Consider the following 14,905-nt stretch of genomic DNA (forward strand, 5'->3'; position numbering starts at 1 on the left):
TTGCCTGGCGGCACTAGCGCGGTGGTCCCACCTGACCCCATGCCGAACTCAGAAGTGAAACGCCGTAGCGCCGATGGTAGTGTGGGGTCTCCCCATGCGAGAGTAGGGAACTGCCAGGCATCAAATTTAGTGTGCTGATATGGCTCAGTTGGTAGAGCGCACCCTTGGTAAGGGTGAGGTCCCCAGTTCGACTCTGGGTATCAGCACCACTTAATACGGTTAAAGTTCGGCATTTGAAAAAGAATTTGTCTGGCGGCAGTAGCGCGGTGGTCCCACCTGACCCCATGCCGAACTCAGAAGTGAAACGCCGTAGCGCCGATGGTAGTGTGGGGTCTCCCCATGCGAGAGTAGGGAACTGCCAGACATCAAATAAAACAAAAGGCCCAGTCTTTCGACTGGGCCTTTTGTTTTATCTGTTGTTTGTCGGTGAGTACTCTCCTGAGGAGGACAAATCTGCTCCCGGCAGATTTGTCGTTCACCCCAGTCACATAGTTATCTATGCTCCTGGGGACTCACTCCCTTGCCGCCTTTAAGCAACTCGAATTATTTTGGGTATATATAACATCTTCGTAGAGTGGATAAAAACCGTTTTAGTCAACGTGATTTCCCGCCATATAGCCGCCTGAATCATCGAATGTGAACCGTGCTGAAGTAGATGTACAAACGGCTTTTACTTACGCCACTAATAAGCAATAGAGATATTCGCTGAGGACTAAGAATCTGGTCCATTAGGCTATTTTATTTGCCAGTTTGGCCCTGGGACAGTGCTCAAAATCCTCATGTATTACGTGTATGCTCCGGTTTATATCCAGACTGTCTGTAATAATTACGCCTAATGACCACGCTCTAAGTCTTACTGTATAAAGCCTGTTTGTAATGCGGCTTACGATGCTATCAAGCTACAATTTTGTCTGCATCGGACAAGGAATAGAATAAATACCATCGGGATGGGCGAGTAAGAAAAGAGAGCGTTTTATCGTGTTAACTTTCGGGGGATAGGCTGAATAGATTACGTCGCTGAGTATCCTTACGACCTTTATATTATTACTGAAAGCGCGGCATTGCCGCGCCTGCATGTATCATTTAGAAAGCGCAATGATACCCATCGTCAACCCTGCTACCGCCGCAGCGCCGCCAGCGATAGCGCCTGCTGTCTCCCAGTTATCCTGCGTTGTACCTTTCATACATGTATTGGTATGAACCAGCCGCCCTTGATCGTCATAAACCGGTACGCAGGGAGAATCATGTGCACAACCTGCCAATAAGGTGGTAAGCAATGCAACTGGAATTAGTCTTTTCATGGTGTTACCTCATTAATCAGCGTTTCGCGAAGTACAGCAACGTAAATGCTGGCTCTAACCGCTGCGAAAACGAGAGTTATTTTACCACCACAGAAAAAATGGCCGACATGAGGAATCATCTCAATTCATGTGAATTGTAAAAACTATGGAGAATGCAGAGGTAAGCGGAGAGGGGGAATAGCGGAGATAAAGACGTACCGTTTAAAAAGGCGTCCGAAGACGCCTCTGTTTACCGGTTAATCATGATGGCGATTAAATCGGCGTTTTACAACAACGAAGAATACTGGCACGAAGAAGATAGCTAATAAGGTTGCGGTTAACATTCCCCCCATAACCCCTGTGCCTACTGCGTTCTGTGCCCCACTACCTGCGCCACGACTGATAACTAACGGCATTACCCCGAGAATAAAGGCCAGCGAGGTCATTAGAATAGGACGTAAACGCATACGGGATGCTTCCAGCGTCGCTTCAATCAATCCACGTCCTTCTTTTTCCATGAGATCTTTGGCGAACTCGACAATCAGGATGGCGTTTTTAGCAGAAAGGCCAATAGTGGTTAACAAGCCAACCTGGAAGTAAACGTCATTGTTCAGACCGCGCAATGACGCTGCAAGCAGAGCGCCAACCACGCCGAGCGGTACGACCAGCATTACCGAGAACGGAATTGACCAGCTTTCATACAGAGCGGCAAGGCAGAGGAAAACGACAATGAGTGAGATTGCGTACAGCGCCGGTGCCTGGTTACCTGACAACCGTTCCTGATACGACATACCTGTCCAGTCATAGCCAATACCGTTTGGCAGCTGTGAAGCCAGGTTTTCCATTAACGACATGGCTTCACCGGTACTTCGTCCGGGCGCTGCTTCGCCGAGCAGTTCCATTGACGGCATCCCGTTATAGCGTTCCAGGCGTGGCGAACCATAAATCCACCGTGCTGAGCTAAAGGTAGAGAAGGGCACCATCTCGCCATTGGCGCTGCGCACATAAAGATTGTTGATATCTCCCGGCAGCATACGGAACTGAGCGTCAGCCTGAACGTATACTTTTTTCACTCGTCCGCGATCGATAAAGTCGTTAACGTAATAGCCGCCCAACGCCGCGGAGATGGTTTCGTTGATATCAGACAGCGAAACACCGAGCGCCTGCGCTTTTTCTTGATCGACATCCAGCTTGAACTGTGGCGTGTCTTCCAGCCCGTTCGGGCGTACGCGTACTAATAGATCAGGATGCTTCGCGACCATACCCAGGAGTTGATTACGCGCTTTCGTTAACGCATCGTGACCGAGTCCTCCCTGATCAATCAGTTCAAAGTCGAAACCTGTCGCGGTACCTAACTCGACAATTGCCGGCATGTTGAAGGGGAACACCAACCCGTCGCGAATCTGGCTAAAGGCGCGTGTCGCTCTGGCGATAACGGCTTCGACGCTATTTTCTTCACCGTTACGTTCTTCCCAGGGTTTAAGGCTGACAAATGCCATCCCTGAGTTTTGTCCCTGACCGCTAAAGCTAAAGCCGTTTACGGTAAACACGCTTTCGACGTTCGCTTTTTCATTATTCAGGTAGTAATGAGTGACTTGATCCAGCACTTTCTGCGTACGTTCTTGCGTAGCGCCAGAGGGGAGCTGAATCATGGTCAGGAATACCCCCTGATCTTCTTCCGGCAGGAAGGAGGTCGGGAGGCGTAAAAACAGAACCGCCATTCCGACTACAATAAGTAGATAGATAATGAGATAGCGACCCGTATTACGCACGATACCGCTTACGCTGTTAGTATAGTGGTTAACGCTGTGATCAAACTTGGTATTGAACCAGCCAAAGAAGCCGCTTTTTTTCTCGTGATGTTCAGCAGATACGGGTTTAAGCAGCGTAGCGCACAGCGCTGGCGTCAGAATCAACGCAACCAGAACGGATAGCGCCATTGCTGAAACAATAGTAATAGAGAACTGGCGATAAATTGCCCCGGTCGAGCCGCCAAAAAAGGCCATCGGGATAAATACCGCAGACAGTACCATCGCGATACCAACCAGCGCTCCCTGAATCTGCGACATGGATTTTTCCGTCGCCTCTCGGGGAGAAAGGTTATCCTCCATCATTACACGTTCAACGTTTTCTACGACCACTATCGCATCGTCAACCAACAGCCCTATCGCCAGTACCATGCCGAACATCGTCAGGGTATTGATGGAGTAGCCAAAGGCGGCGAGTACCGCAAAAGTGCCTAGCAACACGACAGGAACAGCGATGGTAGGAATCAGGGTTGCCCGGATATTCTGTAAAAACAGATACATTACCAGGAACACCAGAATAATCGCTTCAAACAGCGTTTTTACTACTTCGTGGATAGATATTTTTACGAAGGGCGTTGTGTCATAAGGATAAACCACCTTCATTCCCTGCGGGAAGAAAGGCTGCAGTTCCGCCAGTTTCGCTTTGATTGCGGTTGCGGTATCCAGCGCGTTAGCGCCGGTCGCCAGTTTAATACCGAGACCGGAGGCCGGTTTACCGTTAATGCGCGCTACAACGTTATAGTTTTCACCGCCAAGCTCAATACGCGCGACATCTTTGAGATGGACGACAGAGCCGTCGGTATTGACGCGCAACGTAACTTTGCCGAACTCTTCCGGATCTTTCAGACGCGTTTGGGCGATGATTGAGGCGTTAAGCTGCTGGCCCGGTAATGCTGGCGTACCGCCCAGTTGGCCTGCCGCAATCTGGTCGTTCTGTACTTTTAACTGGTTGATGACGTCAACTGGCGTGAGCTGGTATTTATTTAGCAGATTCGCATCCAGCCAGATACGCATGGCGTACTGTGCGCCAAATAGCTGAACGTCGCCCACACCATTCAGACGGCTGATAGAATCCTTAATGTTAGAGGCGACATAGTCAGAGATGTCGTCCTGGGTAGTGTTCGGATTATCCGAGACGAACCCGGCGACCATCAAAAAGCTGCTGCTGGACTTTTCAACGCTAATCCCCTGCTGCTGGACTTCTTGCGGCAGTAAAGGCGTGGCGAGCTGCAATTTATTTTGCACCTGAACCTGCGCGATATCCGGATCGGTGCCGGACTGGAAGGTCAGGGTGATGGTCACGCTACCAGCAGAGTCGCTGGTAGAGGACATATACATCAGGTTATCGATACCGTTCATATTTTGTTCGATAACCTGAGTAACCGTATCCTGTACCGTCTGCGCATCCGCGCCAGGATAGGTTGCAGAAATAGAAACCGCTGGCGGCGCAATGGTTGGATACTGCGCAACGGGAAGTTGCATTATTGCCAGTGCGCCAGCCATCATCAGGATAATGGCCAGAACCCAGGCGAAAATAGGACGTCTAATAAAAAAGTTTGCCATGTACGGTTACCTTATTGCGCCGTTTTCGCTGCAGGAGCATCGGTAGTGGCTTTCACCTGGACGCCCGGTCGCGCTTTTTGTAAGCCGCTGACGATGACCTTATCGCCCGGTTTTAACCCTTCGCTGATGAGCCATTTATCGCCAATAGCCTGCGCCGCCACGACATTGCGGGCTTCGACCTGGCTTTTATCGTTAACCACCATCACCATTGCGTCGCCGCGCGGCGTGCGGGTTACGCCCTGCTGGGGGACAAGGATGGCATTGGGCTGGACGCCTTCATCAATGCGGGCGCGAACAAACATACCGGGAAGCAGACTATGTTGCGGGTTAGGGAAAACCGCCCTGAGCGTGATAGAGCCGGTGCTTTCATCTACGGTAACGTCGGAAAATTGCAGCGTGCCTTTAATCGGGTAGACCTGACCATTTTCCATTACCAGTTGAACCGTGCTACTGGCGCTGTCTTTATGCAGGTTACCTTGTTCGACGGATTGCTTGAGTCGCATAAAGTCGTTGCTTGATTGCGTCACGTCGACATAAATCGGGTCGAGTTGTTGCACGGTAGCCAGTTCAGTTGACTGACCATTAGTCACCAGCGCGCCTTCAGTCACATTAGATTTTCCTATACGCCCGCTGATGGGTGAGGTGACTTTGGTATACGCAAGGTTAATACGCGCGCTTTCAACAGCGGCTTTTGCCGCCACAACGGCGGCATCGGCCTGGCGGGCGTCGGCAATCGCCTGATCATATTCCTGTTGGCTGATATATTTTGTGCCGACCAGTGGAACATAGCGTTTGACCGTCAGGTGCGCGATAGCCGCAGCCGCTTCGCTTTTAGCAAGTTCGCCTTTAGCGCTGTCATAATCGGCCTGATAAGTGGCAGGATCGATCTGATAAAGCGACTGTCCGGCCTCTACATCGCTACCTTCGGTGAAGTTTCTTTTAAGCACGATCCCGCTCACCTGGGGGCGAACCTCCGCAATGCGAAATGCGGACGTACGTCCGGGAAGTTCGGTCGTTACGGCTAGCGGCGCTGTTTCGACCACATGGACGGTGACTTGCGGCTCGCCGGCATGAGCCTGGGTATCTCCCTGGTCATTACAACCGGCCAGCAGCGCAGCAGAGAATATGATGAATGAGGGCAGGAGTGAAAACCTGGCATGTTTCGTCATTACTGTTCCTTAAAAAACCGAAAGCTCGTTATTCACCGGATAACGGTAAGGCGTTAACGCGCGAAAAATAGAATAGCAGTGGGGTATCCTACAAATTATTAGCTTGTGATGTAAGCAATACTTATTTTGGGATGGGGTTCACGGCACATAAAAGCAAAAAAAAAGAACTATTCCCTGTCGTTTCATAATGTCCCGATTAGTAAAATCATGATGTTGAATAACATAATTAGAAATATATATTTTATATGAATATATTTTATTAATTTATTTGTTTTTATTATTGATTTGGCGATATTGTGCGAAATAAAAATAGCTGTCTCTCGTCTGACTAAAAAGGACATGGTAAAGTTGTTTTTTGTGCTGAGTATTTTATCAGCGTATTTATCGTTTTTATGGTCCAGGATATCTTAATTATGGCGAAGAAAACGAAGGCGGATGCGCTTAAAACGCGGCAACATTTGATTGAAACCGCTATTGCGCAGTTCGCTTTGCGCGGCGTTGCCAACACGACGTTGAATGATATCGCTGATGCCGCTGATGTCACGCGGGGCGCCATCTACTGGCACTTTGAGAATAAAACGCAGTTGTTTAATGAGGTTTGGTTACAGCAACCACCTTTACGCGAACTTATTCAGGATAGGCTTACGGGATGCTGGAATGATAATCCTTTACAGGATCTACGAGAGAAATTTATTGCAGCCTTACAATATATTGCGGCAGTGCCTCGTCAGCAGGCATTAATGCAGATTTTATATCATAAATGTGAATTCCATAATGGTATGATATCGGAACAGGCCATTCGGGAGAAGATGGGTTTCCATCATCAGTCGCTGCTTGAAGTATTACAGCGATGTATGGATAAAAAGCTGATCTCAGGCAGTCTTGATCTGGATGTCATATTAATTATTCTGCATGGTAGTTTTAGCGGAATAGTAAAGAACTGGTTAATGAATCCCACAAGTTATGATCTTTATAAGCAGGCGCCTGCATTAGTCGATAATGTATTAAAAATGCTAAGCCCGGATGGCAGTGTGAGGCAATTAATGCCAAATGAACAACAGGCGGAAGAAGCCTGAGATTATTTTGAGTTGATATTATATATTGGCCTTGTGAATATATTGGCAGGGTCCCGAATATCGCGAGCAATTTCCTCTGCCGTACGCGGCTTGCCAAGCAGGAACCCCTGAAGCGTATGGCATCCTAACTGGGTCAAAAATTGTTGCTGCGTTTCATTTTCTACCCCTTCTGCCACAATTTGCAGATTTAACGCTTTCGCCAGCGCGACAATAGCCGCAACAATGGTCGCGCCGTCGCCTGCCTCGCTGAGTTCATGTACGAAAGCGCGATCAATTTTTAGTTCGCACGCCGGAAGACGTTTCAGATAGAGAAGGCTGGAATAACCGGTGCCAAAGTCGTCAATAGAGGCCTTAACCCCCATTTCCGTTAATCTGGTGAGTATAGCGACGCTTTGCTCTGGCTTGTTCATCGCCGTGGTTTCGGTGATTTCCAGAATCAATAAATCGGGACGGATACTGTGTCGGGCCAGGCTCCGCGTAATGGTGTCCACAAGCCCGGGCTGCTCAAATTGTAAGGCGGACAGATTTACCGCCACTGACCATAAGGCGTATCCCTGTAAGTGCCACTCGCGGAGCTGTCGACACGCCTCGTCTATCACCCAGCTACCGATAGTGACGATAAGACCCGTTTTTTCCGCCAGCGGTAAAAACTGGTCAGGATTCAGTACGCCTTGTTTTGGATGATACCAGCGCAACAGGGCCTCAAATCCTACAATGGGGCCGGCAGGGGCCTGAAATTTAGGCTGATACACCAGCCTGAGCTCTTGTCTTTCCAGCGCCAGCCACAGGTCATTCATTAGCTGAAGTTGGGTTTGCGCCAGCATATTCATTGATGGCTGAAAGAAATGGTATCCGTTACGCCCTGTATGCTTCGTGTGGTACATCGCGGCATCGGCGTTGAACATCAGTTCCCGTTCGTTTTTTCCGTCCAGCGGATAGAGCGCTATTCCCACGCTAAGGGTGACGACCAGTTCATACGGATCTATCGTAAAGGGCGCATCTATCGAATGTACCAGCGCGCTGGCAAGGGAAGCCGCTTCGTCAGGCGCGCTGACTTCTGCAAGCAGCACAAATTCGTCGCCGCCAATCCGCGCCAGGGTAAACTGACCGCTCAGTGGTTGGTTCAGACGATGCGTGACCGCCACCAGTAGCTTATCGCCGATATCATGACCATAAGCGTCATTAACGGCTTTAAAGCCATCCAGATCCATAAACAGTAGCGCGAAAGACGTGCCTTCCCGATTCGCTTTGCTGATGGCCTGTTCCAGACGATCCTCAAGAAGTACCCGGTTTGGTAAACGGGTGAGCGTATCATGCAGCGCCAACTGCGCCAGTTCCTGGTTCGCCTGCGCCAGCGAAGAGGCAAGTAGTGCGGTACGGGCCTGAAGCCGGGCGTCAAATAAAGAAACCAGCAGAGTAATGCCCAGGATAGTCAGCGCGACCACGCTGACAAGAACGGCCAGCCAGTTGCTATCGACGCCACGATGCTCCATCGGCCAGTTTTGGGGAAAGTGTGCGGCCTTCATGCCGGCGTAATGCATGCCGGCGATAGCTATCCCCATTAATACCGCGGCGCCTGCTCGCCTCAGGGCGACATCTGTTCCCTCATGACGCAGGCGGAACGTGAGCCACAGCGCGCCGCAGGACGCCAGTAGCGCGATAATGATAGAGAGGGCAACCCATGCGCTATTCCAGGCGATAATGGAAGCAAATTGCAACGCCGCCATCCCGGTATAATGCATTGCGCTGATGCCCAGTCCCATCACCAGCGCGCCCGGTAGTAAACGGCGCAGGCGCAGTTTTTCAGCGCTAACCAGCCATAGCGCAAACAGGGAGGAGCCGATCGCGATCAGCATGGAGAGGCCGGTGAGGAACGGATCGAAGCGCATGTTCATCGCGTGATCCATCGCCAGCATCCCGACAAAATGCATCGCCCAAATACCGACGCCCAGCGCGAAGCCGCCGCCCATTAGCCATATTCTGGCGTTTGATCGGGCGCTTCCGGCTACGCGTCCGGCCATATTTAATGCGGTATAGGACGCAAAAATAGCGACAGCAAATGAAACCGCCACAAGGATGTGGTTGTACTCACTAACCGGCATGTATCATTAGCTCATTGGTTATGCAGGAAAAGAACAGGACGAGACAGTATCACCCCTTCTTTTATCCTCAACGTGTTTTAATTCCCTGTTTTTATAAGGGATAAAAGAAATCCGGGTGATAAATAATCATAGGTTAAATCGCCCGGTTCGCTACTCCAGATCGGTACAATTGATCAATTTAAGAGGGTTAACCGAGTCCATGTTTCGGCACTTATCCTGTTCAGTCGCCATCAATTCGATCCATTGCATCAAAAGCGCATCAAAAAGAAAAACGGAGACGGCAAAAACAACCAGCCACCAATACTTACGTATCATCGTCAAATCCTGTGTATTCATGCCCATGCGTGCTGGGAATATACATGAAATTTTGACGCTGAAAAGCGGACTTACAATGCTTTTACTTCTCTGAAGATAGCGCGTTTATCCCGACATTTCGCTGCTTTTTGGACAGGTTTTGTGTTTTTCTCTTTTTGACTTTTGCAAGTTCATTTTCTGAATAATGCGAAGTGACGCTCAATCTTCTGAGCCCCATTTTTACGTACTCATTATTGAGTTCAATACCGATAAACTTACGACCTGACGCCGCTGCGACAGCGCCTGTGGTGAAACTGCCCGCGAAAGGGTCCAATACGGTATCGCTCGGGTTAGAAGAGGCCAGTATGATCCGTTTTAACAGCGCGCTGGGCTTTTGCGTAGGATGGTTTTCATATTCATCCATCAGATAACGTACGCGAGGAAATGACCAGACGTTGCCCGGCACTTTTTTCTGATTGTATGGTTGGGGCGGGTTTTTTCGATAATCGATTAGCGCGCGCTTAGCGCCCGTAGTGGTTTCGACCAGAATCGCATCACGGTTAAAGGTATAGCTTTTCGGGTTTTTTACCATCATCAGGATCGGTTCATACATAGAACCAAAGTATTTTTTCGCCTGCACCCCGGAACTATCATAGGACCAGACGATACGGCTTTTGATGGTAAAAAGCGTTCGGCATTTGAGATCGATATACGGCATATTTTCTGTGCTATTCATGATGTACATGGTGCCGTGTTTCTTCAGTACGCGGTGGCACTCATCAATGCATTCATACAGCCAGGCCAGAAAAGACGCTTCGTCCCAGGACTCCACCATACCGTCGAAATCTTTTCCGATATTGTAAGGCGGATCGGCAAAAATTAAGTCAATGCTTTCAGAAGGCAGTTTTTTAAGTTCTGTTAGCGCGTCACCGTGAATAATCTTCTTCGATTCATCGCCAAAGTACTGAGGTTCACATTCCGCTTTCATGACCAAATTCCATGTGATGCGTATAAAAAAGGCGCTTCCCCATGCCGAGTAGCGCCTTTTTAAACAAGCAGTTAGCTAATCGAAATTAGTTCATGCCGTATTTTTTTAATTTTTTACGCAGCGTACCACGGTTGATGCCCATCATCAGAGCAGCACGGGTCTGGTTACCACGGGTGTATTGCATCACCATGTCCAACAGGGGCTGTTCTACTTCAGCCAGTACCAGCTCATACAGGTCATTAACGTCCTGACCATTCAGTTGAGCAAAATAGTTCTTCAGTGCCTGTTTAACCGAGTCACGCAGGGGTTTTTGGGTTACCTGATCCTGAGAGTTAACGGTAGAAACGGTCAGTACGTCAGAATTTACGCGTTGTTCGAACATAGTTCTGTCAGCTCTTTATTTCTGTTTACGCAAAATTTTCGAAGTATGCCTCCAACGCCTCCAGCTGTTCGCTGGCGTCCTCAATAGCGTTGAATGTGCGCCGAAACTGGTCGTCTGGAGCGTGCTCCTGGAGATACCAGGAGACGTGTTTACGCGCGATTCGGTACCCTTTTGCCTGACCGTAAAAGTCATGCAGTTCCCGAACATGCGTGCAAAGCAAGCGCTTTACCTCTGCCAGCGGCAGCGGCGGAAGCAGCTCCCCAGTGTCCAGATAATGCTGGATTTCCCGAAAGATCCAGGGTCTTCCCTGAGCTGCGCGGCCTATCATCAGGGCATCCGCCCCTGTATAGTCGAGAACAGCTCTGGCTTTATGCGGGTTAGTAATGTCGCCATTCGCGATAATCGGAATGGAAACTTTCTGCTTAACTGCCCGAATACTGTCGTATTCAGCTTCTCCGTTGAACAAACAGGCGCGGGTGCGGCCATGGATGGTCAGAGCCTGAATACCACAATCTTCAGCCAGTTGGGCAATCTCTACGCAGTTACGGTGTTCCGGCGCCCAGCCGGTGCGAATCTTGAGAGTCACAGGAACGTCCACTGCGTTTACGACCCCGATGAGTATAGACTTCACTAAATCCGGGTACTGCAAGAGGGCTGAACCTGCCAGCTTACGATTCACTTTCTTCGCCGGGCACCCCATATTGATATCAATAATCTGGGCGCCGCTTTCCACGTTAATACGTGCGGCATCGGCCATCTCAACAGGGTCGCTACCGGCAATTTGCACCGTGCGAATTCCTGGCTCATCAACGTGCACCATCCGTAAACGAGATTTATCGCTTTCCCACACTTGCGGGTTAGAAGACATCATCTCGGATACTGTCAATCCTGCTCCCATCTCATAGCACAGCGTCCGGAAAGGTCTGTCAGTAATGCCAGCCATGGGCGCTGCGATCAGGCGATTTCTGAGCTGATATTGTCCGATGCGCATGAGTTAAGAAATGACCATACTGTGACTGCAAGGCGGCGTATATTACGCATTTTTTGCACGAGATGAAAGGCCAAACTTTGAACAATCCACTGTTGTAGATCAATGAATCGTGCTTAAAAACAGCAAAATAAATTTATAATTCAGTAAAATCATAGGGTTATTTATTGTCGGCGGTTTTGTACGCGCTTACAAATTCCCGTAACTTCTCTCTATTTCTTCGTCCAGAAACAAGATAAGCGGAATAATCTGCTTTTTTTATAAGCTAATTACCCCAAATGAATGGGATCGCCGTCTCGTTTCAGGACAAGATCACTTCCCGCTGCGCGTGACTTTTCTCCATTGCCAGTCGGAAGGGGGCGCACAGATGCGCTTTTGTGTTCATGAATGGCACGCATAAATTTTTCCAGCTGTGCTGAAGAGCGCGTTAGCGGATGCTGCAGAACAACCCGGACAGCATTACTAAGTACGAGGGCGATGGCTGCCACCCGTTAAAACGCCAGTATCTTTTGTCCGCTGGTAGCAGCTGTTTATCCAGACGGATAGTGACAAAGAAGTTATTTCAGGCATTCATTTGATGAATTTAATGATGTCTCGGTGCCTGAAAGGCGTTAAGGCAGTTGTGTGGAGAAAAGCGTGGCCGGGCGACCACGCTGACAAGAATTATTTCTTACGGCCAGTAATGCGGCACCACTCTTCTTTTTCGACGACCGGGTCGAGAGTGAAAAGCTCGGCGTAAGCATCACAGACGCTTTCCGCCTGGCTGGCGAGAATACCTGAAAGCCCCAGCAGACCGCCCTCAACGGGCAGTACGCTGATTAACGGGGCCAGTTCGCGTAATGGGCCTGCCAGGATGTTAGCGACGACCACGTCGGCTTTCATGGCTTCTGGCTGGTCTTTCGGCAGGTACAGCTCCAGCCGGTCAGACACGCCGTTGCGTTCGGCATTATCGCGACTGGCCTGAATAGCTTGCGGATCGATATCAATACCAATCGCCTTTGCCGCTCCCAGCTTCAGCGCGGCAATCGCCAGAATGCCTGAACCGCAGCCAAAGTCGATCACGGTTTTGCCGTTGAGATCGAGCCCGTCCAGCCATTGCAGACATAAAGAGGTGGTGGGGTGCGTACCCGTACCGAACGCCAGTCCCGGGTCGAGCATCACGTTGACGGCATTCTCGTCCGGAATGTCGCGCCAGCTGGGACAAATCCACAGACGCTCGCCAAAACGCATCGGATGGAAATTATCCATCCATTCGCGTTCCCAGTCTTTATCTTCCAGTTGTTCGATTTTATGGGCAAATCCGGCACCCAGCAGCGGATGTTGCTCCAGAATAGCGACAACGTCTTTCATGTCGGTTTCGGCGTCGAACAGACCGATCACATCGGTATCGCCCCACAGACGGGTTTCGCCCGGCAACGGCTCAAAAACCGGCGTATCGTGCGTATCCTGAAAGGTAATGGAAACGGCGCCCGCTTCCATCAGCGCATCACTCAGCTCTTCAGCATTCGCGCCGGTGGTATTCAGTTTCAATTGGATCCATGGCATGGCAAAACTCTTTATTTATCAGAAGACAATACGGTGGCTTGCGAAGCGGAAGAGCCGAATCGGTTTCCGATCAGAAAAGCCAATAAACTTAACAGTAAGGCGGGCACAATCGGATGAAAGCCCAGGTACTGAATATTAAATGTGGCAAGCAGGGCATATAGCACGCCGCCCACGATCATGGCGCTTAGCGCACCTGCCGCGTTTGCCCGCTCCCAGTAAAGGCCCAATACCAGCGGCCATAAGAACACCGCTTCCAGGCCGCCAAACGCCAGCAGGTTGAGCCAAATGATCATCTCTGGCGGTTTCCACGCGGCCAGCAGCAACAGCGCGCCTAGCAGTAATGTAATCGCTGCCGACATACGCTTCAGCCGGATCTCATTTTGCATCTGATCGGGGCGCAGGTTGAGATAGAGATCTTTAATGATCGTCGCGGAACTTTGCAGCAGTTGGGCGTTAATTGTTGACATGATCGCCGCCATTGGCGCAGCGAGGAAGATCCCGGCGGCAAACGGCGGCAAAACTTTCACCATTAGCGTTGGGATCACCAGATCCGGCACCGTCAGATCCGGAAGCACCGCGCGACCCAGCGCGCCGGCAAGGTGCATCCCGAACATTAAAATCGCCACGACAATCGTACCGATAATAATGCCCCGGTGTACCGCTTTACTGTCTTTATAGGAGATGCAGCGCACCGCCGTATGCGGCAGGCCAATCACACCAAAACAGACCAGTACCCAAAAAGAGGTCATAAAGGCGGGAGAAAGTATGTCATCGGCGCCCTGCGGCGTTACCAGTTTGGGGTCGAGAGCGTGCAGCGTGTCAACGGCCTGACTTAGACCGCCCGCCGCATGGATCACGCCCACCAGCAGCACTATCGTGCCGACCAGCATCACCAGGCCCTGTAGCGTATCGTTAAGTACGCTGGCGCGAAAGCCGCCAAACGCCGTATAGAGTGCGATACTGACGCCAAATATTAGCAGGCCGGTTTCGTAGGGAATTCCCGCCGCGGTTTCCAGCAGTCGCGCGCCGCCGATAAATTGTACGGTCATTGCGCCAATAAACGCGACCAATAAACTCAGGCTTGCCAACCACACCAGCAGGCGGCTTTGGTAACGCGCGAATAGCATATCGTTAAGCGTGACGGCATTATAGCGACGCGCCAGGATAGCGAATTTTTTACCCAGAATACCCAGTGAAAGCCAGACGGCGGGAAGCTGGATCATCGCCAGCAAGACCCAGCCCAGACCGTATTTATAAGCCGCGCCGGGACCGCCGATAAATGAACTGGCGCTAATATAGGTGGCGGTAAGCGTCATCGCGAGCACGATCCCGCCCATCGAACGGCTGCCAAGAAAATATTCGTTTAAAAAGGTGCCGGCGGTACGCTTGCGCATAGCGTAAATCGAGACCCCGAAGACCACGATCAGATAGGCTACCAGCGGTAGAATGACCTCAAGCTGCATCGTCATCCTCCAGCGAAATATCGCGATAAATGAATTTCACCATCGCCCAGCACAGCAAAATAAAGACCAGTGGCGTCAATAAGCAGGCCATCTCGAACCAGTGCGGCAGACCGGTAATTCCCGGCGAGTCTCCAGGTAAGTAAGCAGCCACTAACCATGCCGCCAGATAGCAAAGGGTCAGCCACAGCGCCCAGCGCGCCTCTTTATGGGCCTGAACAAAACGAGCGTCCATTTTTTGTCCCTTATG

Annotated in this window: 12 protein-coding genes, 1 tRNA gene and 2 rRNA genes; 4 read left to right on the forward strand and 11 right to left on the reverse strand. The window is 50.5% G+C overall.

Annotated features, from left to right (window positions below; all coding sequences use genetic code 11):
* The first annotated feature begins 3 nt into the window (after window positions 1–3).
* The 3 genes from rrf (J4650_RS21815) to rrf (J4650_RS21825) all read left to right on the forward strand — a co-directional run bounded on the left by rrf (J4650_RS21815) (window position 4) and on the right by rrf (J4650_RS21825) (window position 364).
* Window positions 4–119: ribosomal RNA gene (gene rrf / locus J4650_RS21815) — 5S ribosomal RNA — on the forward strand.
* 14 nt (window positions 120–133) lie between these two features.
* Window positions 134–209, forward strand: a tRNA-Thr gene (locus tag J4650_RS21820).
* A 39-nt stretch (window positions 210–248) separates the two neighbouring features.
* Window positions 249–364: ribosomal RNA gene (gene rrf, locus J4650_RS21825) — 5S ribosomal RNA — on the forward strand.
* A 715-nt stretch (window positions 365–1,079) separates the two neighbouring features.
* Here rrf (J4650_RS21825) and J4650_RS21830 read toward each other — a convergent pair.
* The 3 genes from J4650_RS21830 to J4650_RS21840 all read right to left on the reverse strand — a co-directional run bounded on the left by J4650_RS21830 (window position 1,080) and on the right by J4650_RS21840 (window position 5,820).
* Window positions 1,080–1,301 carry a membrane protein gene (locus J4650_RS21830; protein ID WP_000825645.1) on the reverse strand — a complete coding sequence of 74 codons (222 nt, stop codon included), beginning with the start codon at window positions 1,299–1,301 and terminating at the stop codon, window positions 1,080–1,082.
* A 236-nt stretch (window positions 1,302–1,537) separates the two neighbouring features.
* Window positions 1,538–4,651 carry an efflux RND transporter permease subunit gene (locus J4650_RS21835; RefSeq protein ID WP_001524677.1) on the reverse strand — a complete coding sequence of 1,038 codons (3,114 nt, stop codon included), beginning with the start codon at window positions 4,649–4,651 and terminating at the stop codon, window positions 1,538–1,540.
* An 11-nt stretch (window positions 4,652–4,662) separates the two neighbouring features.
* Window positions 4,663–5,820 (reverse strand): efflux RND transporter periplasmic adaptor subunit, encoded by a 1,158-nt coding sequence (locus tag J4650_RS21840; protein WP_000160383.1) that lies wholly within the window; start codon window positions 5,818–5,820, stop codon window positions 4,663–4,665.
* Window positions 5,821–6,233: 413 nt separating this feature from the next.
* Between J4650_RS21840 and envR the strand changes: the two genes are divergently transcribed.
* Entirely contained in the window at window positions 6,234–6,896 is a 663-nt protein-coding gene (envR, locus tag J4650_RS21845; protein ID WP_001085725.1) for an acrEF/envCD operon transcriptional regulator, read from the forward strand.
* Between the two features lie 2 nt (window positions 6,897–6,898).
* Here envR and J4650_RS21850 read toward each other — a convergent pair whose 3' ends face one another.
* The 8 genes from J4650_RS21850 to J4650_RS21885 form a co-directional block, all read right to left on the reverse strand.
* Window positions 6,899–8,998 (reverse strand): bifunctional diguanylate cyclase/phosphodiesterase, encoded by a 2,100-nt coding sequence (locus tag J4650_RS21850; protein WP_023993975.1) that lies wholly within the window; start codon window positions 8,996–8,998, stop codon window positions 6,899–6,901.
* Window positions 8,999–9,148: 150 nt separating this feature from the next.
* A complete protein-coding gene (locus tag J4650_RS21855; RefSeq protein WP_000620015.1) occupies window positions 9,149–9,313 on the reverse strand; it encodes a DUF2556 family protein in 165 nt (54 codons plus the stop codon).
* Between the two features lie 82 nt (window positions 9,314–9,395).
* On the reverse strand, window positions 9,396–10,280 hold the full coding sequence (gene yhdJ, locus J4650_RS21860) for an adenine-specific DNA-methyltransferase (protein WP_000642611.1): 885 nt from the start codon (window positions 10,278–10,280) through the stop codon (window positions 9,396–9,398).
* An 85-nt stretch (window positions 10,281–10,365) separates the two neighbouring features.
* On the reverse strand, window positions 10,366–10,662 hold the full coding sequence (gene fis / locus J4650_RS21865; protein ID WP_000462905.1) for a DNA-binding transcriptional regulator Fis: 297 nt from the start codon (window positions 10,660–10,662) through the stop codon (window positions 10,366–10,368).
* Between the two features lie 25 nt (window positions 10,663–10,687).
* Entirely contained in the window at window positions 10,688–11,653 is a 966-nt protein-coding gene (gene dusB / locus J4650_RS21870) for a tRNA dihydrouridine synthase DusB (protein ID WP_001219664.1), read from the reverse strand.
* A gap of 660 nt (window positions 11,654–12,313) precedes the next feature.
* Window positions 12,314–13,195, reverse strand: a complete 882-nt coding sequence (prmA, locus tag J4650_RS21875; RefSeq protein ID WP_001145849.1) for a 50S ribosomal protein L11 methyltransferase — start codon at window positions 13,193–13,195, stop codon at window positions 12,314–12,316.
* 11 nt (window positions 13,196–13,206) lie between these two features.
* Entirely contained in the window at window positions 13,207–14,658 is a 1,452-nt protein-coding gene (gene panF, locus J4650_RS21880; RefSeq protein ID WP_023993976.1) for a sodium/pantothenate symporter, read from the reverse strand.
* The gene (locus tag J4650_RS21885) at window positions 14,648–14,890 is read right to left on the reverse strand and encodes a YhdT family protein (RefSeq protein WP_000340018.1); all 243 of its coding nucleotides are present in this window, start codon (window positions 14,888–14,890) and stop codon (window positions 14,648–14,650) included. Before J4650_RS21885 ends, panF begins: the two co-directional genes overlap by 11 nt.
* Between the last annotated feature and the right edge of the window lie 15 nt (window positions 14,891–14,905).

Source organism: Salmonella sp. 32120201201600049SM (assembly GCF_017572835.1).
In the GTDB taxonomy this organism is placed as follows: Bacteria; Pseudomonadota; Gammaproteobacteria; order Enterobacterales; family Enterobacteriaceae; genus Salmonella; species Salmonella enterica.